We start from the raw sequence: 18,399 nt of genomic DNA on the forward strand, positions 1-18,399 counted from the left end.
TCATCTGAATTGGAACGGATTTGTATTCGCTTCGGAGATCATCAACTCGACATCGATTTTCGCTTTCTGAAACTTTTCTGCAAGCACATCGACTACGCCGTGTTTCATGACACTCTCCACGTGGTGTCCTGGGTCGACGACCGCGAGCCCTAGTGCCATCGCATCATGCGCCACGTGGAAGTATAAATCACCCGTTACGTAAGCATCTGCACCTTTGAAATGTGCAGCGGAGACATATTTGTTTCCGTCCCCTCCAAGTACAGCCACTTTTTCAATCAATCGTTTCGGGTCTCCGACGAAACGGACACCTTCCACTCCAAAGCTCGTCTTCACATGGTCAGCGAATGCTTCAAGTGTTACAGGTTGTTCGAGTCGGCCGATGCGCCCTAACCCATATACGTGTCCTTCAATCTCATCTCGAATCAAGTCGTATGCCACTTCTTCGTAAGGATGAGCAACTTTCATCGCTTTCAAGACCCGCTTCTTCTGACTTTCGCGGACGACCGTCTCGATTCGAATCTCATCGACCTGTTCTGTCTCGTGAACTCTACCAATGAATGGAGTCGTTCCTTCGAGAGGAGTGAATTGTCCTTTTCCAGAAACACGGAACTGACAATCCGCATAGTCTCCGATATGTCCGGCACCTGCTTTGCCTAATGCACGTGACACGTCTTCTGCGTGTGATTCCGGCACGAACACCGTTAATTTATAGACTGGCTCCTCATACGTTGGTACGAGTACTTTTGTGTCGTGCAACCCGATTGCTTCACTCATCCAATCGTTCACACCGCCAACACAGACATCTAAATTCGTATGTGCCACGTAGACCGCGATGTCATGCTGAATACATTTCATCGTGATTTTCCCTGTCGTAGAACGGTCATTGACTTGAGATAACGGACTAAAGATAGGCGGATGATGGGCAATGATCAAATCCACCTTTTTCTCAATCGCTTCATCCACGACCGATTCAAGCACATCGAGTGTCACCATGACCCGCTTCACCTCTTTATTGAGCGATCCGATTTGCAAGCCGATTTTATCTCCTTCGACTGCTAAGTGCTTTGGCGCAAACTCTTCAAACAACTGGATCACTTGATTGCCGTTCGCCATTACTGACTCACCTCTCTCATTTTGTCACGCATCCGTTTGAATTCGATTTGTTTTTGAACTAACGCCTCTGACTGAATGCCATCTGCCATTTGACCGAGTACGTATTCGAGCTTATCCGCTTCACGACTCCACTTCAGTTTGAACGCCTCAGGGCGTTCCTGAATCAAATATGGACCGAATAATAGTTGCCAAGTCCGTTCTGTGAGATTGTCACTATACATCGTCTCAGTCCCTTTTTCGCCGACGAGAATCACATATACCTTATCATTCTCTTCGACAATCGCTTCTTCAACGAGAATATATCCGTTCTCAAGTAGCCAACTCCGAACGTGTTGTCCATCGACATTCGGTTGAAGAATCAGACGCTCGACTGCACCAAGCTTCTCCTTGCCTGCTTCAAGAATCGAACGAATCAAGCTGCCTCCCATCCCACAAATCGAAATACATGTCGCTTCGTCTTCTTGTAGTACAGCGAGACCATCACCGAGACGCACATCGATGACTTCTCGGGCTCCAATCAAGTCCACTTGTGCTTTCGCGGCCTCCATCGGACCAACATTTACTTCGCCAGCAATCCCTTTTGAAATGATTCCTTGTTGAAGAGCATAGCATGGCACATATGCGTGATCTGATCCAATATCAGCGAGCACGCTTCCTTTCGGGATATAATCGACAACTTGCTTCAAGCGCCGATCCAAGATGACACGTTCTTGCATGTAAGACAACTCCTTTGTTCTACTTCTTCCCTAGCGTATCGAATTCTTTACACTTCGACAACAAAAAACGCACCCCGCTACGGAGTGCGCCACTTCTTATTGTTCAATCAACCAGTTCGCAAGCACTTCTGCTTCTTCAGCTGATGCAAGACCTGCAGGCATCGCACCTTGTCCGTTGACAATGATGTTTGCGATTTCTTCTGGTGAAAGACGATCGCCAACACCAGTAAGTGCTGGACCAACGCCACCTTCAAGGTTTCCGCCGTGGCAACCTGTGCAACCCTTCGCTGCATATAACTCTTCTGGGTTCATTTCAGTGACTGCTGGACCTTCAGCCGCTTGTTGCGCCTGATTCACACCAAAATACGATAATGATACCATGGCAATAATTGCGACGATTGCGATTGCCGCAAACGGTAACAATGGATTACGCATTGTAGTTCCCCCTCATGTTCATTCCAAATTTCTATCCAACACTATTTTACTCAAAAAATAATAAAGAAGGAAGGAAAATCACTCATTTTCCTTCCTTTCTTCTAAAACTTCACACTTTATTCAAATATGAACTTAATCGAGGAAGTCTTTCAAGCGTTTGGAACGACTCGGGTGACGTAATTTACGAAGAGCTTTCGCCTCGATCTGACGAATCCGCTCACGCGTGACGCCGAACACTTTCCCGACTTCTTCAAGTGTACGGGTACGACCATCGTCTAAACCGAAACGAAGACGAAGGACGTTTTCTTCACGATCCGTCAACGTATCGAGAACGTCTTCTAACTGTTCTTTTAACAATTCATAGGCTGCCGCATCTTGTGGGGCCATCGCATCTTGGTCTTCAATGAAGTCACCGAGATGTGAATCGTCTTCTTCCCCAATCGGTGTTTCAAGTGACACCGGTTCTTGCGCGATTTTTAGAATCTCACGCACTTTTTCAGGTGTGAGTTCCATCTCTTTCGCAATCTCTTCTGGAGAAGGTTCGCGTCCGAGATCTTGGAGCAATTGACGTTGAACGCGAATCAATTTGTTAATCGTTTCGACCATGTGAACCGGGATTCGGATTGTACGCGCTTGGTCAGCAATCGCACGAGTGATGGCCTGACGAATCCACCATGTCGCATAAGTCGAGAATTTGAACCCTTTCATGTAGTCGAATTTTTCGACCGCTTTGATGAGGCCCATGTTTCCTTCTTGAATCAAATCAAGGAAGAGCATCCCACGACCGACGTAACGTTTCGCAATCGAAACGACGAGACGAAGGTTCGCTTCCGCAAGACGTTTTTTCGCTTCTTCGTCTCCTTGCTCGATTCGTTTCGCAAGCTCCGTCTCATCTTTCGCACTGAGAAGGTCGACACGGCCGATTTCTTTCAAATACATTCGAACCGGGTCGTTGATTTTAATTCCAGGTGGTACCGATAAGTCGTTTAAGTCGACTTCTTCATCTTCTTTTTTCGCAGGTGTTTCTTCTGCGTCAGCTGCGTCCTCTGTGACACGGATATCTTTCGCTTCTAAATCTTCGATGAAGTTATCAATGAAATCCGAGTCCACCTCAAAATGACTGAGGCGGTCTTGAATTGCTTGCATTGAGACGACGCCTTTTTTCTTTCCTAACTTTTCGAGCTCTTCTATGGCGTTAAATAAATCCTCTTTCTTCTTCTCTGCCATTTAGCAGTTCAACTCCTTCCAAACTTCATCCACGTTCATCGTTCTCGTAGACGACGACTACGGGCAATCAATTCTTGTAGCTTAGACGCCTGGTCAACAATACTTTCGGCGTCTTGAGCGATTTCCCTTTTTGCACGCTCGATTTGACGTTGCTCCTCATAACTGTTTATGACCCGAATGTATTCGTCTAAAACCTCTTCAGACAGTTCATCCGGTCCAGCCATCAGTCGTATCTCCGCAAAACGCATCGCATAATCGGGACGTTGGTCACAGTAACGCTCCATAAACGGTAACGTCACTTGATCGAACTCATCTTGTGTCATCGTCTCAGAGACGATTTCATACAATGCCGAGCCTAGCATACGATGTGTCTCATCTTGATAACGGAGCCCTAGACGATCGCGTACAAAGCGGACTTGTTCCGGTCCAGTCAACATGGCACGTAACAAATACTTCTCCGCTTTCATCCAGCGTGGTTCACTCGTTTTACTCGAACGCTTTCGTACAGGTTCCGCAGGCTCCATCGTGCGGACGGGTATCGATTCGCTTGACGTCGGACGAGGGATTCTCGAACGAAGCGTCTCAAGCGGAATCTCAAATTCATCCGCCAGCTTTTTTACATATAAATCTCTTCGAATCGAATCATTTGTCTTACCGATCTCTTCAAGCATAGATTCAATAAAGCGAATCCGTTCTCCTTCTCGGTTCAAGTTTTTTCCTCGTCTGAGCATGCGATTCATAAAATCAAGCACACTCAACTGTTCCGTCTCGACAAACTGTTGCCAATGCGACGCCCCGTGTTGACGAATATAATCATCCGGGTCTGTCTTTTCGGGTAACGGTAAAACCTGTACATCGAGCGGGGATGACTCTAATAAGCGAATGACTTTTTGAGTCGCCTCTTGTCCCGCATGGTCTCCGTCATAACAGATGATGACTTCCTCCACGATTCGTGACAATGCTCTTGCATGCTGTGGAGAGAAGGCAGTCCCAAGTGATGCCACAACTTCTTGTGTACCCGCTTGCGCGACTTGTAAGACATCTACGTTTCCTTCTACGAGGAGGACTCGTTTTTTCTTACGCATCAGTGCCCGGGCTTGAGAGAAGCCAAATAGCAATTCACTCTTGTTGAATAGCGGTGTTTCAGCCGTATTCACGTATTTTGGTTGACGGTCATCAATCGCACGTCCGCTGAAGCCAACGATGGTGCCGTCTCGATCCGCAATCGGAAAGACGACCCGTCCTTCAAATCGGTCAAAATATTCACCGGATTTGGACTTTGAGATTAAACCGGCCTCAACCATTACTTCTAAATCGAACCCTCGCCGCTCCAACAACTCGACAGTAAAGCGTCGTTGGTCTGGGGCAAATCCAATCTTGTATTGCGCAATTGTTTCTTCCGTTAAATCACGGTTTCGCAAATACGACAATCCCACTTCGCCAGCTTCCGTTTTCATCAAGACTTCATGGTACAAGTCCGCAACGAGTCGATGTGCATCACGCATTTGTTTGCGCCATACTTGTTCACGTGTGAGTTCTTCGTCCCCTTGTATACCCTCTACTGAAATATTCGCGCGCGTTGCTAAGCGCTCGACTGTCTCAGGAAAAGATAATCCTTCCGTCTCCATCACGAACGTGAACACGTTCCCTCCGGCACCACAACCGAAGCAGTGATACATCCCTTTTTCAGGTGAAACGGAAAAAGACGGTGAGTTTTCGGAATGAAATGGACATAACCCGACAAGCCGATGTCCTTGTTTCTTTAATTCGACACGCTCGCCAATCAATTCGACGATATCGGTCGCTTGCTTCACTTCTGCGATGACTTCATCTGGTATCCGTGGCATCTTGACCACTCCCTGTTTCCAATCTCGCAACGAAACGGAACGCTCATCACGTTCCGTTTCACTGTACTGTCAATACTCTATTATACCCTCTCAAAGCAACGATTACTAATTGAAACACTTATGCACATTAGTCGTCTTTTGATTGTTCAAGATGACGTAAGATGATGCCCGCCGTCTCTTCGACCGCCTTGTTCGTCACATCGATCACATCACAACCGATTCGTTCATAAATCCCGCGAGCATATTCGAGTTCTCGGTTGATTCGTTCAAGTTGTGCATAATCCGCTTCCGGTTTTAAACCGAGTGACTTGAGGCGCTCCATTCGAATCGAAATCAACTTCTCTGGAGAGATGATTAACCCGACACACCGTTCTGCCGGTAGATCAAACAGTTCTTCAGGAGGTCGTGATTCTGGTACGAGCGGGACGTTCGCGACTTTATATCGCTTCAATGCTAAATATTGAGACAGTGGTGTCTTCGATGTTCGTGAGACACCAACGAGTACGATGTCGGCTTTCTTCAGACCACGCGGATCTCGACCATCGTCATATTTAACGGCAAATTCCATCGCTTCGATTTTGCGGAAATAATCATCGTCCAAGCGATAGATGAGTCCCGGTTTTTCACGTGGGGCTTCTTTCAGTTGTCCCGATAAGACATCGAGTAAATCACCAAGCAAGTCAACCGTCTTGACCTGGTGTTCTTCCCCGAGCCTCATGAGAAGCGCGCGATGTTCTTCATTGACGAGCGTGAATGCAATGATTGCTTGTTGCGCCTTCGCTTGTGTGACCACATCGATAATCGTCTGCTCATCCTCAACGAATGGGATTCGGAGCGTTTCGATTGCATTCTCATGGAATTGGATACTCGCTGCTCGGACTACGAGCTCACATGTCTCTCCGACCGAGTCACTTACCACAAAAACGAGTTGTTTCGTAGTCAAATCGGTTTCCTCCTCAAATCGACTCATCGTTCGCTAACGCAATGAGCACTTTCGTCATGTTCGTTTTCGTCATCCGACCGAGAACAATCAATTTACCATCCTTTTCTTCAACGACCGGCATGGCATCGATTTGTTTCTCAATCAATTTCATTCCCGCACGAATCAATGTCTCACTTTTCTCGCAAACCGTGATATTCGGCATGCGTGTCATAATGACGTTGACCGGTAATTGATCCAAATCCTGATTCCCAATGGCGGCGCGAAGGAGGTCTTTACGTGACAATACCCCTACGAGTTCTCTGTCACGTCCGACAACGAACAACGAGCCCACATCTTCTAAGAACAGCGTAACAATCGCATCATATACCGTCATCTCATCCCGAACGACTTTCGCAGAGGACATGAAATCCCCAACGGTCAAGGAATCTAGCTTTTCGCGGAGCATCGACGAATTCCGTTTGCCAACAAACGTGTAGCCGACGCGAGGTCTTGCTTCAAGTATTCCTGTCATCGTCAAAATCGCAAGATCCGGACGCAAGGTCGCACGCGTCAGCGATAATTCCTGCGCGATTTGCTCCCCTGTAATCGGTCCATTTTCTTTTACAATCTCGACGATTTTTTGTTGGCGTTCATTCAGTTGCATAGCCAACCCCCTCTAGTTTGTTAGAGTACGAGCGCGTTGAAGTCTGCGACACTCTTAATCGTCGTAGCAAGTCGGTTCATTTCGTGGAGTCGGTTTTGGCGTACCGCCTCGTCATCACTCATAACCATTGTATGTTCAAAGTACATCATAATTGGTGATTCAAGCGTCTGAAGAAGTTGAAGCGCTTTGTTGTAGTCTCCTGTTTGAACGGCATTCATCGCATCAGGAGCAGTCTGTTCGATCGCTTCATGTAAGGCAACCTCTTGGTCGTTTTCAAACAATGACGGATCGACGTCTCCTGGCTCACCTTTTTTCGAGATATTGACGACGCGTGACAATTGCTCGATCAATGACTTCGCGTCCGCCGTGACGAATTGTTGAATCGCATGTGCACGAGCATCAAGACGGTCAACCGTAAGCGTAGTCGTCAACACGGCATCAATCACATCATAGCGAACCTGCTGTTCTTGCAAACGATATTTCAAACGAAGTGTAAAGAACTCCACGAGCTGTGCCTTGACTTGTTCTTTATCGGCATCATAGAGTCCTGCCTCCAGTTGTAATTCGACAACTTTCGAAAGAAGTTTGTCGATTGAGAGATCAATCTTCCAATCCCCAAGGATTTGTACGACTCCTTGTGCTTGGCGACGAAGTGCGAACGGATCTTGTGAACCACTCGGGATCATGCCGATACCAAAGAACGCAGCAATCGAATCGAGCTTATCTGCGAGAGCAAGCACGGCACCTGTTGCCGTCTCCGGAGACGAATCACCCGCGAAACGTGGCATGTAGTGTTCACGAATAGCCGCAGCCACTTCCTTGTCCTCACCTTGTTGAAGGGCATACTTCTCCCCCATGATTCCTTGAAGTTCTGTGAACTCGTAAACCATCTGGCTGACAAGGTCAAACTTATGAATCGCACCAGCACGATTTACTTTTTCAAGGTCCGCATCAAACAAAGGAGCAAGGGCTTGTGCGATTTCGGTCACACGTCGCGCTTTCGCACCAGTCGTTCCTAATTTTTCGTGGAAAACGATTCGATCGAGACGTGCAAGCTGATCATCAATTTTTGTTTTTTTATCTTCTTCGTAGAAGAAGACCGCATCCGCAAGACGCGCACGGATGACCTTTTCGTTCCCGCGTGCGACGTTTTCGAGATGATCGGCGTTCCCGTTTCGAACGGTAACGAAATAGTTTTTCAACGTTCCATCAACATATACCGGGAAATAGCGTTGGTGCTCTTTCATCGTCGTAATGAGGACTTCTTCCGGTAAGTCAAGGTACGTCTCATCAAACTCACCAAAGAGGGCAGTCGGCCACTCGACTAAGTTCGTGACTTCCTCTAACAAGTCGGCATCAAGCGGAATCGTCCACCCTTGATTTGTTGCGAGCGTTTGAATTTGACGTTCGATTTCGGCTTTACGTGTCTCGTAACTTGCCATGACAAATGCAGCCTCTAGCGCTTCTACATATTCAGCAGGTGACTCGACGACGACATCTCCCTTGCTGAGGAAACGGTGACCTCTCGTCACATTACCTGTTTTCACGCCTTCAATCGTAAAGTCGATGACGTCTTGACCGAAGAGGGCGATCAACCAACGAATCGGACGCATGTAGCGTAAACTGCTCGTTCCCCACTTCATGTTTTTCGGGAACGTCAAGCTCCGAACGACATCTTCAAGGCCATTTAATAACGACATCGTATCTTGACCCGCCTCATGGCGTTCTGCGAAGACGTATTCAACACCTTTTTCTTCGGCGAAGTATAAGTCTTCTACTGTTAATCCACGACCACGAGCAAAACCTTCTGCCGCTTTCGACCAGTTCCCTTCAGCGTCTTGAGCAATCTTCTTCGCAGGCCCACGAAGAGTTTCCGTCAAATCTTGTTGTGTTTCTGCCACATCGCGAACGATTACAGCTAAACGACGAGGTGTAGAATACACATCGATTGAACCGAATTCAACACGTGCTTCTTTCAAGAACGCATCGACGCGCTCTGCCAATTGCTTCTCTGAGCGTAAAACGTATTGAGCCGGTAGTTCTTCTAATCCAATCTCTAGTAAAAGGTCACGCATTCAAGTCACCTGCTTTCTCTTGTTTCAAAAGCGGGAAGTCAAGGCGTTCCCGTTCTTCAATAAATTTAGCAGCACATGCACGTGACATATTACGGACGCGTTGGATGAATCCAGTACGTTCTGTCACGGAAATCGCACCTTTTGCGTCTAACAAGTTGAACGTATGTGAACACTTCAAAATGTAATCATACGCAGGGAAGACGAGATTTTCTTCGAGAGCACGTTTTGCTTCCTTCTCATATGTGTCAAATAGCGTGAAGAGCATATCGACGTCTGATAACTCGAACGTATATTTTGAGTGTTCGAACTCAGGCTGGTAGAAGATGTCTCCATACTTGAATCCATCCGTCCAAACGAGGTCGAATACGCTCTCGACTTCCTGAATGTACGAAGCGAGGCGTTCGAGACCGTATGTGATTTCAACCGCAATCGGGTCACACTCGATTCCTCCGACTTGTTGGAAATACGTGAATTGCGTGATTTCCATCCCGTTCAGCCATACTTCCCAACCGAGACCGGCTGCTCCGAATGTCGGATTTTCCCAGTTATCTTCGACGAAACGGATGTCATGCTCGAGAGGGTTGATTCCAATCAACTCGAGACTTTCTAAGTACAACTCTTGGATGTTGCTCGGTGACGGTTTCATGATCACCTGGAACTGATGGTGTTGATACAAGCGGTTCGGGTTTTCCCCATAACGTCCGTCAGCCGGGCGGCGTGACGGTTCCGTGTAACAAACGTTCCAAGGCTCTGGACCAAGGCTTCGAAGGAACGTCATCGGGTTCATCGTCCCTGCTCCTTTTTCCACATCGTACGCTTGCATCGTCAAACAGCCTTTCGATGCCCAAAAGTTTTGTAGCGTGAGAATAATCTCTTGCACAGTCATGTGCTTCATAAATGACACCTCCAATAGTATTGAAACGACAAAAAACGCCCCTATGTGCCTAGCACATAGGGACGGGATTGATTCCCGCGGTTCCACCCTACTTGCCCCAACAACGGGGCCACTCTTAAAAAGATGTGGGCGCTCTGGAATCGCCATTCACTCTCCTCATGACGCTCGGCTCACACCACCCCGAACTCGCTTCATTCATGACAGGAAGAGTTACTTTTTTCCTTCATCGCGCACGCTATTTCATTTGTCTAATCGTAACTCATCGTATCGAATTCGGTTTAAAAAGTCAATCCTCATTCAGATGAAGGCGGATCATTTGGTCGAGCACTCGTTTCGTCTTTAATCGCAGCCCACTATACGACTCCATATACGCATCAAAGAGTTGGCGCAAGAGGAGTCTGGACTCGTTCGACAACGGTACGTTCCGAAATTCTGACAGTTCGTGTTTGCTCATCAAGTAAAGCAATTTGGCAAGACGTTCTGATAATCGAACCGCTCCCTCTTCTCGATGCCGCCCACATAAAAAACCGCCAGAGGCGACCGAGAAATACATCGGGTCCGTCACGTCTCCACAGCGGACACACCCTGTCAGCACCGGGGAAACACCTAGAAGATGCAAGATGCGCAGTTCGAGATGATGGGTAATCACATCTGCATCCATGCCCGCATTCAATGCTTGAAGCGCGTCCTGTAAAATCCGAAAGAGCGGACGATTTTGTACCCGACCCTCGACAGACCGGTCGACGAGCTCCAACCAGTACATGGCGTACGCCATCCGGTCGACATCTTTCCGGATTTCCGGATAGGACGTCATGACATCGGATGATTTTAACTGAGCGAGCCCACGGCTAGAAGGGAAAATATACACACCTTCTACAAACGGCTGGCTCGAGGCATGAAACCGGCTCCCCGGTTTTTTTGCGCCTCGTGCCATAATCGCAACTTTGCCAAGCTCTTCTGAAAACAATGTCACGACTTTATTCGATTCACCATAATTGACGGTACGAATGACGATTCCCGTGACTTTTTGTAACATGGCTTAATACTCGTCGTCGCGGAAACCGAGGTCACGAAGCTGACCCATCTTGTTACGCCAGTCTTTCTGGACTTTGACCCAAAGGTTCAAGTACACTTTCGTGCCGAGAAGCGCTTCGATGTCTTGACGCGCGTCTGTCCCGATTTCACGGAGCATCGCCCCTTTTTTCCCAATGATGATTCCTTTTTGCGAATCACGTTCCACCATGATGACGGCTTCGACATCAATCATCTCCGAGTTATCACGTTTCTTGATCGATTCGATTGCCACAGCGATCGAGTGCGGGACTTCGTCTCTCGTCTTATGCAACACTTTTTCGCGAATCATCTCTGAGATAATAAACCGCTCCGGGTGGTCCGTCACTTGATCGGCCGGATAGTACATCGGTCCCTCAGGTAACAGTTTCTTAATCTCTCCTAGGAGTGGTTCGACGTTATTGCCTTGTAAAGCCGAGATTGGGACGTACGCTGCAAAGTCCAATTCATTTGTATATTGCTCGATCACTTTCGGCAGTTCATCCGGGTGAATCAAGTCGATTTTATTCATCACCAAAATGATAGGTGTGTCGAGTCCTTTCAATTTTTCAATGATGAAGTCATCGCCGGCGCCACGAGGTTCCGTCACGTTCACCATGAAAAGAATTGCATCGACTTCGCGAAGGGCGTTCGTCGCCACTTTCATCATAAAGTCACCGAGGCGGTGTTTTGGTTTATGGATTCCCGGTGTATCGATGAAAATGATTTGGGAATCATCCGTCGTATACACACCTTGTACTTTATTTCGGGTTGTTTGTGGTTTATCCGACATGATGGCAATCTTTTGACCGATTACGCGGTTTAGGAATGTTGATTTTCCGACGTTCGGTCGACCGATGATCGACACGAAACCAGATTTAAAATCTTCTTGATACATAGTGCACCTGCTTTCTCAATTTCAGAACTCTTAGTATAGCACGTTCCATAGCCTTGGACCGAATATAATGAGTGCTGTCACAGCCGCTCCGATTGAAGCGACGAGTACGGCACCCGCGGCCACATCTTTCGCCTGTTTCGCGAGTGGGTGGACATCTTTTGTGACAAGGTCGACCGCTCGCTCGATTGCCGTGTTCATGAGCTCTAAACTTAGGACTAGCGTCACCCAGGCAAGTAGGACGAGGTTTTCCATCCTTGTCGTTTGTAGCCAAATCGCGACAGCAAATACGAGTAAGGCGGATATGAGATGGACACGCATATTCCGTTCTGTCCGAATGGCATGGAGGATTCCCTCACATGCCACACGAAACGGTCTCACACGTTGCCTCGCTTCAACTCGAAATGAGTGAGAACTTCCTCTTGTCTTGCGGTCATTTCCGCCTCTTCCTCTGGTGTCATGTGGTCATATCCTAAAAGATGAAGGAATCCATGGATGGCCAAGAAACCGAGTTCTCGTTCAAAGGAATGTCCGTAGTCCGCTGCTTGTTCGCGGCATCGTTCCACCGAGATGACCAAGTCTCCGAGGAGATGCGGTTCGTCTTCATCGAGTGTGAAGTCCATTTCGTCTTCGCCCATCTCATCAAAGGCAAAGCTGATTACATCGGTCGGAGCATCTTTGCCTCTCCACTCCCGGTTCACCTCATGGATTTCTTCATTCGTTAAATAGGTGACCGATAATTCACTCGGCTCTTCGACCTCTTCTAATTGTGCGGCATGTTTTAGAATCGACTCGACAAGCTCGATTTGAGACACTGTCAACAATTCATGTTCATCGTTCGAGATGATTTGCATGTAGTTCTCCCTCTTTCTTTAGTTCTGGATATTCAATTCGCTCGTGGAACAAGCCCGTCAACGTCTCGCATGCGCTCTCACCGACGCGCCAAATTTCTTTTGTCGTCAAGTCGCAGTCTTCAAACTGTCCGTCTGCCAGTTTATCACGGATGATGGCACGGACGAGCATCCGGATTTTCTCCGGTGTCGGTTGTTTTTGCGAACGAACGGCCGCTTCGATTGAGTCGACAATCATGACGACCGCCGCTTCCCGTGTTTGAGGCTTTGGACCAGGATAACGATATCTGGACTCCACCACGTCTTTCTCATGATCTTCTTTCGCTTTGACAAAGAAGTATTTCAATAAAGATGTCCCATGATGTTGCTCAGCAATATCGATGATTTCCTTTGGTAATTTATAGCGTCGCAACAGATCGGCCCCATCATAAGGGTGAGCCATGATGATGTCAGCGGACTCTTCTGGTGTCAGACGATCGTGCGGATTCCCTCCACCTTGTTGATTTTCAATGAAGTGAAGAGGACGTTCCGTTTTCCCGAGGTCGTGGTAATAGCTCGCCACCCTTGCGAGCAAACCGTCTGCTCCAATGGCTTCACAAGCCGATTCAGCCAAGTTTGCCACCATCATACTATGATGATACGTGCCAGGCGCTTCCATCAAGAGCTTTCGGAGCAATGGATGTGTCGGACTCATCAATTCGACGAGTCGACCAGACGACAAGACGCCAAACCATGGTTCTAAGAAAGGCAAGAACCCAAATGTCAATACGATGGATAACAAAGCACTGATGACGGCAAACCCAGAAAGGTACATCGCCATTTCCCAAGTCACTTGGACGTTTCGCAATAAGAGCAATGCGATGACCATGATGATGTTCACGATGCCGAGTAAGACGCCCGACAAGAACAAGCGCTTCCGCTGAATTTTCGGTTCGACCAAAAAGACGGCTAAGAAACTTCCAGTCGCGACATATACCAATGTCATGAAGTTCGTGCTTTGTCCAAATGTGACGACGATACTTCCCGCAATCATAGTAATGAACGCCGATGCGAGGGCGACACGCTCGTCAATCAAGATACGTAGTAATAATACGACGAAGGCGGTCGGTGCCAAGAGATAAGCATATGTCGTGTAGTCGACGCCGATGTATCCGACGCCAAAGAAGATACCGAGTTGTAACAGAAGCAACCCGTAGACGGTCACTAATATTTTCGGGCTTAGTAATAAATCTTTGATTTTCGAGCGAATGAGCATGAACAAGAAACCGCCCGTCAACAACCCGCTCAATAAGAATGATCCGAACAGTGGAGCGAGTGACCGGTTCGGATCGATCGCTCCAGTGAGTTCTAGCTTCCGATAAATCTCACGCGTGACGACTTCCCCTTGACTGACAAGAAGTTGCCCTTCTTGGATGATGACAGGATCGACTGCATCGACGGCTTCTTGTTCTTTTTGACGAGTCGCCTCAGAGTCAAACACATAGTTTGGGACGATGAGTTCATCGCTTAATGTTTTTGCGATTGCACGGAATTCAAACGAGAGTGGTGATTGATCAACGATTGCAGCCGCGCGGTCTCTGGCCGCTGCGACCGCTTCATTACTTGCCTCAATCCGGTCGTCCATCACTTGTTGCAAAGCCGTTACCGTCACGTCTTCAACGGTTTGGCGCGTATCTTCCGTCGCCTCTAGGAGTGAGTTCAGTTCTTCGTCAGCGAGTACCCCGCTCGCTTCTGTCGAGTTCAGACGGTTCTTAATATCTGCAAGTTCCGTCTCTTCATCGGTTTGGTCGAACGCCGCGAACAATTGCTCGACTTTAGCAATCTGTTGGTCGGCAAATTCCCGACGTAGCGAAAACTGACTGCCGACGCCGTTCGTTACTTCTTGTTTCAACCGTTCAGTCGCCACTCGATCCTCGACCGTAATCGGAGACCGGATGTCCTGTTCGGCAATCCCTAACGGTTCCACACTAATAATGGACGGGCGCACGGTGAAGTATAGAATGGCACCTAGTAAGAGAAAGAAAATCAGCGAAATCGTCGCGACTGTCCAATGTTTAGCTTGCTGCATTCGTGTGCCCCCCTTTCACGATCATTGACCTCACTATCGTCCTTATGTGAGGTCTGTACTATAGGCGTTGATTATTTTCTTAACGAGTGGATGACGGACGACGTCAGACGCGCTGAAGTGTTCAAAATGAATCCCATCCACGCCCTCTAATAAGCGTAACGCCTCTTGTAAACCTGACGCCTTGCCTTTCGGTAAATCGACTTGTGTCAAATCCCCCGTGACCACCATCTTCGATCCGAAACCGAGTCGCGTCAAAAACATCTTCATTTGTTCTTTCGTCGTGTTTTGTGCCTCATCTAATATGACAAACGCATCTTCTAATGTACGTCCACGCATATAGGCGAGAGGAGCCACTTCGATTGTCCCTCGTTCTAATAAGCGATTCGTCTGTTCAACGCCGTAGACGTCGAATAAGGCATCATATAACGGTCGAAGATAAGGATCTACCTTTTCTTTCAAATCACCTGGTAAAAACCCAAGATTCTCCCCTGCTTCAACGGCAGGTCGCGTCAAGATAATCCGTTTCACCTGACCTTCTTTTAGTGCGCGCGCCGCTAGCACGACTGCCAAATACGTTTTACCTGTTCCAGCCGGTCCGATTCCAAAGACGAGGTCTCGTCGTTCGATTGCGCGAACATAACGACTCTGCCCAACTGTTTTAGCACGAATCGGTTTTCCCTTGTTTGTCGTGAAGACGACACGCTCATAATGTTCGAGCAGTTCGTCACCCTTTCCGACTTGGATATGTTGAATGACACTGATGGCGTCGCTCTCGTTAAGACGTGCACCTTTTTTCACTAACGTCTGTAACGTGAGGATGACTTGCTTTGTCAATTCTAGCGCTTCTCCAGTATCAGCTTGGATAATCAATTCCTCGCCTCTTGGAATGAGTGCCACTTTCAATTCTGTCTCAATCGCTTGGAACACTTCATCTTTCGGTCCGAGTAAAGCTTGTGCTTCATTCGCATGTTCCATGACGAAAGGTATTTTATCAGTCATAATCAATGGATACGTTGCCCCCTCTAAATATCGGTTATTCCTCTTTTACTTTAGCACTATCACGCCTATCGTGAAAGAAAGACCGTGTATTTTCCCCATGCAAAAGGCAGTAACGCGAGGTTACTGCCTTTGCCTTACTTCTTTCGTTTCGAGATCGGAGGTTGTAATACCTCGCTCCAAATGACAGCTTCCCGCATTTGTTTTTTCGAAACTTTCAGTTGTCGCGGTTTAATTTCCTCCTGAATTGGAGGGATTTTCACCGCTTGTTCAAACTGCGCACTCACTTTCGGCATCTCGACTTGACGTTCCCGAGGAGCTGGTCGCTCTTCGGTACGCGCTATCCGACGTCTCACCTTTTGTGGTGCTGGCTTTTGTTCTGATTCGGAGTCGTCAAACGCCGATTCAATTTCCTTCATCACGTCTCCGACCGAATCCAAGTAGCGTTTCAGTTCACTGCTTTGAGGACGGTCGCCTGAAGACGATGACTTTTCAAGCCGCTTCATCACCGCCGAGGCGATTCCGAAGGCTGCTAACAAAAGTACCCATAGTCCATCCATATTTATCACTCACTATCTGATTCAGAATCGATAGGTGACCCGATCGCTTTACGCATTTCCGTATCTGCTTGAACGTTCAAGTAATTCACGTAATCCATGACGCCGAGTTTACCGTTACGCAACGCCTCGGCCATCGCGAGTGGGACTTCCGCTTCGGCGCCGACAACTTTCGCACGCATTTCCTCTACAGAAGACTTCATTTCCTGTTCGCGAGCAATCGCCATCGCTCGGCGTTCTTCCGCCTTCGCTTGAGCAATCTTTTTATCTGCTTCGGCTTGGTCAGTCTGAAGGACCGCCCCGATGTTCTTACCGATATCGATATCTGCAATATCAATCGAGAGAATTTCAAACGCCGTACCTGAATCCAAACCTTTTGTGAGTACGGTACGTGAAATCATATCTGGGTTCTCCAGTACGTGCTTATGATTGTTTTGAGACCCGATCGTCGATACGACACCTTCTCCGACACGGGCGATAATCGTTTCTTCTCCTGCACCACCGACGAGACGATCGATATTGGCACGCACTGTAATACGCGCTTTCGCCTTCACTTCAATCCCGTCCATTGCCACACCGGCGATAAACGGTGTCTCGATGACTTTCGGGTTAACCGACATTTGTACGGCTTCTAGTACGTTACGACCTGCCAAGTCAATGGCAGCGGCACGCTCGAACGATAATTCGATGTTTGCGCGGTGTGCCGCAATCAATGCGTTTACGACACGGTCAACATTACCACCCGCTAAGAAGTGACTTTCCAGTTGGTTCGTGTTTAAACCGAGACCGGCTTTGACTGCTTTAATCAATGGGTTAACAATTTTTGATGGTACGACGCGGCGAAGGCGCATTCCGACCAATGTGAAAATCGAGACGTGTACACCTGCTGCGAATGAGCTAATCCATAATCCGATTGGTACAAACGTGAAGAAGACGGCAAGCGCAATCAATCCTCCACCTGTAATGAGTAACGTCGTCAATAGTTCTGGTGTCATTCTGTTACATCCTCCTTCGGTTCTATAAAGGTCCGAACGACAATCCGCCCTGAATCCACTTTATATACCTGAATTTTTGTCTGCTGATCGAGATAGCCACCCTCTGTCACGACGTCAATACGTTCTCCGTCGATTTCGGCAGTACCGGCCGGGCGAAGTGGTGTTAACGTCACACCGACTTTCCCGAGAAGTTGTTTACGGTCATCATGGGACAAGTAACCTTTTTCGGTCGATGTCGAATCCGTCAAAATCAACCCTTTATAAATGAGAGGACGATTCGTACTTAATCGGCGGTATGCCCAGAACCCAAGTCCAGTGAGCACCGCTGCCGCTAAACCGATGGAAAGCCATAGCTGACCGATTGTCGCACCCGCCATAATCAAACTGGCAACAACCGCTCCGATCCCAAGTAAACCGAACAATCCAAACCCTGCAACGAACACTTCAATTCCAAGAAGGACGACTCCGACAAAAAAGACTGTCAGAATCACTCCGAGACCAAATGTCATCGTCTTACTACCCCCTTCCAAATTCAAAGCTATCTCCTATCTCTAGTGTATACGAAACAAGAATGAATGTGGTTTCAGAATACGCAAAAAAAGCAGAAACTTTCGGTTTCCCGAAAAGTTCTGCTTTTTCATCAATTCGTCAATTGTTGTTTGACGATTCGGTTCACAAGACCACCGTCTGCCTTGCCTTTGACTTGCGGCATGACGACGCCCATCACCTTACCCATATCAGATGGAGCGGATGCGTTCGTTTGAGCAATTGCTGCTTGGACGATCGCAGTCACTTCATCTTCTGAAAGTTGTTCAGGCATATAGGCTTCTAGGACGACAATCTCTTCTGCTACTTTGGAAGCAAGGTCTTCACGACCAGCGCTTTCGAATTCTCGGAGGGAGTCTCTGCGCTGTTTCATCTCTCGGTTGAGCACCGTGAGTTCCTCTTCCTCGGTAAGATCTTGACGACCTAGTTTGATAGCCTCATTTTGGAGCGACGCTTTTACCATCCGGATCGTCGTGAGACGATCTTTTTGTTTAGCGCGCATGGCTTGCTTCATGTCGTCCGTCAAGCGTTCTTGAAGACTCATGAG

19 protein-coding genes are annotated in these 18,399 nt (G+C 47.9%); all 19 read right to left on the minus strand.

Annotated elements, in window-relative coordinates:
• Window positions 1-1,113, minus strand: a complete 1,113-nt coding sequence (locus KNP04_RS01900) for a Nif3-like dinuclear metal center hexameric protein (protein ID WP_214874522.1) — start codon at window positions 1,111-1,113, stop codon at window positions 1-3.
• Window positions 1,113-1,829 carry a tRNA (adenine(22)-N(1))-methyltransferase gene (locus KNP04_RS01905; protein ID WP_214874523.1) on the minus strand — a complete coding sequence of 239 codons (717 nt, stop codon included), beginning with the start codon at window positions 1,827-1,829 and terminating at the stop codon, window positions 1,113-1,115. The genes KNP04_RS01900 and KNP04_RS01905 overlap by 1 nt, the downstream gene beginning before the upstream one ends.
• Window positions 1,830-1,925: 96 nt before the next feature.
• On the minus strand, window positions 1,926-2,264 hold the full coding sequence (cccA, locus tag KNP04_RS01910) for a cytochrome c550 (protein WP_012726639.1): 339 nt from the start codon (window positions 2,262-2,264) through the stop codon (window positions 1,926-1,928).
• 132 nt (window positions 2,265-2,396) lie between these two features.
• Window positions 2,397-3,491, minus strand: coding sequence for an RNA polymerase sigma factor RpoD (rpoD, locus tag KNP04_RS01915; protein ID WP_012726640.1), 1,095 nt, complete (start codon window positions 3,489-3,491; stop codon window positions 2,397-2,399).
• A gap of 35 nt (window positions 3,492-3,526) precedes the next feature.
• Complete coding sequence (gene dnaG, locus KNP04_RS01920) at window positions 3,527-5,338, minus strand: DNA primase (RefSeq protein WP_214874524.1); 1,812 nt, start codon at window positions 5,336-5,338, stop codon at window positions 3,527-3,529.
• 127 nt (window positions 5,339-5,465) lie between these two features.
• Window positions 5,466-6,308 carry a pyruvate, water dikinase regulatory protein gene (locus tag KNP04_RS01925; protein WP_214820296.1) on the minus strand — a complete coding sequence of 281 codons (843 nt, stop codon included), beginning with the start codon at window positions 6,306-6,308 and terminating at the stop codon, window positions 5,466-5,468.
• Complete coding sequence (gene ccpN, locus KNP04_RS01930; protein ID WP_074033362.1) at window positions 6,295-6,924, minus strand: transcriptional regulator CcpN; 630 nt, start codon at window positions 6,922-6,924, stop codon at window positions 6,295-6,297. The genes KNP04_RS01925 and ccpN overlap by 14 nt, the downstream gene beginning before the upstream one ends.
• A gap of 20 nt (window positions 6,925-6,944) precedes the next feature.
• Window positions 6,945-8,999, minus strand: coding sequence for a glycine--tRNA ligase subunit beta (glyS, locus tag KNP04_RS01935; RefSeq protein WP_214874525.1), 2,055 nt, complete (start codon window positions 8,997-8,999; stop codon window positions 6,945-6,947).
• Complete coding sequence (glyQ, locus tag KNP04_RS01940) at window positions 8,992-9,885, minus strand: glycine--tRNA ligase subunit alpha (RefSeq protein WP_214760239.1); 894 nt, start codon at window positions 9,883-9,885, stop codon at window positions 8,992-8,994. Before glyQ ends, glyS begins: the two co-directional genes overlap by 8 nt.
• A 295-nt stretch (window positions 9,886-10,180) precedes the next feature.
• Window positions 10,181-10,930 (minus strand): DNA repair protein RecO, encoded by a 750-nt coding sequence (gene recO, locus KNP04_RS01945; protein ID WP_214874526.1) that lies wholly within the window; start codon window positions 10,928-10,930, stop codon window positions 10,181-10,183.
• Window positions 10,931-10,933: 3 nt separating this feature from the next.
• Window positions 10,934-11,842, minus strand: a complete 909-nt coding sequence (gene era, locus KNP04_RS01950; protein WP_214749221.1) for a GTPase Era — start codon at window positions 11,840-11,842, stop codon at window positions 10,934-10,936.
• A gap of 30 nt (window positions 11,843-11,872) precedes the next feature.
• Window positions 11,873-12,220 carry a diacylglycerol kinase family protein gene (locus KNP04_RS01955; RefSeq protein ID WP_214749223.1) on the minus strand — a complete coding sequence of 116 codons (348 nt, stop codon included), beginning with the start codon at window positions 12,218-12,220 and terminating at the stop codon, window positions 11,873-11,875.
• Entirely contained in the window at window positions 12,217-12,693 is a 477-nt protein-coding gene (gene ybeY, locus KNP04_RS01960; protein ID WP_214782295.1) for an rRNA maturation RNase YbeY, read from the minus strand. The genes KNP04_RS01955 and ybeY overlap by 4 nt, the downstream gene beginning before the upstream one ends.
• Entirely contained in the window at window positions 12,671-14,758 is a 2,088-nt protein-coding gene (locus tag KNP04_RS01965; RefSeq protein WP_214820301.1) for an HD family phosphohydrolase, read from the minus strand. Before KNP04_RS01965 ends, ybeY begins: the two co-directional genes overlap by 23 nt.
• Before the next feature lie 42 nt (window positions 14,759-14,800).
• On the minus strand, window positions 14,801-15,757 hold the full coding sequence (locus tag KNP04_RS01970) for a PhoH family protein (RefSeq protein WP_074033920.1): 957 nt from the start codon (window positions 15,755-15,757) through the stop codon (window positions 14,801-14,803).
• Between the two features lie 134 nt (window positions 15,758-15,891).
• Entirely contained in the window at window positions 15,892-16,314 is a 423-nt protein-coding gene (locus tag KNP04_RS01975; protein WP_214820303.1) for a hypothetical protein, read from the minus strand.
• 5 nt (window positions 16,315-16,319) lie between these two features.
• Window positions 16,320-17,306: a flotillin-like protein FloA gene (gene floA, locus KNP04_RS01980; protein WP_074033371.1), complete on the minus strand. Its 987-nt coding sequence runs from the start codon at window positions 17,304-17,306 to the stop codon at window positions 16,320-16,322.
• A complete protein-coding gene (locus KNP04_RS01985) occupies window positions 17,303-17,815 on the minus strand; it encodes an NfeD family protein (RefSeq protein WP_074033372.1) in 513 nt (170 codons plus the stop codon). Before KNP04_RS01985 ends, floA begins: the two co-directional genes overlap by 4 nt.
• A 131-nt stretch (window positions 17,816-17,946) precedes the next feature.
• Window positions 17,947-18,396, minus strand: a complete 450-nt coding sequence (locus KNP04_RS01990) for a GatB/YqeY domain-containing protein (protein ID WP_074033373.1) — start codon at window positions 18,394-18,396, stop codon at window positions 17,947-17,949.
• Between the last annotated feature and the right edge of the window lie 3 nt (window positions 18,397-18,399).

It is taken from the genome of Exiguobacterium sp. CH10, assembly GCF_018617635.1.
GTDB lineage: Bacteria > Bacillota > Bacilli > Exiguobacteriales > Exiguobacteriaceae > Exiguobacterium > Exiguobacterium aestuarii_A.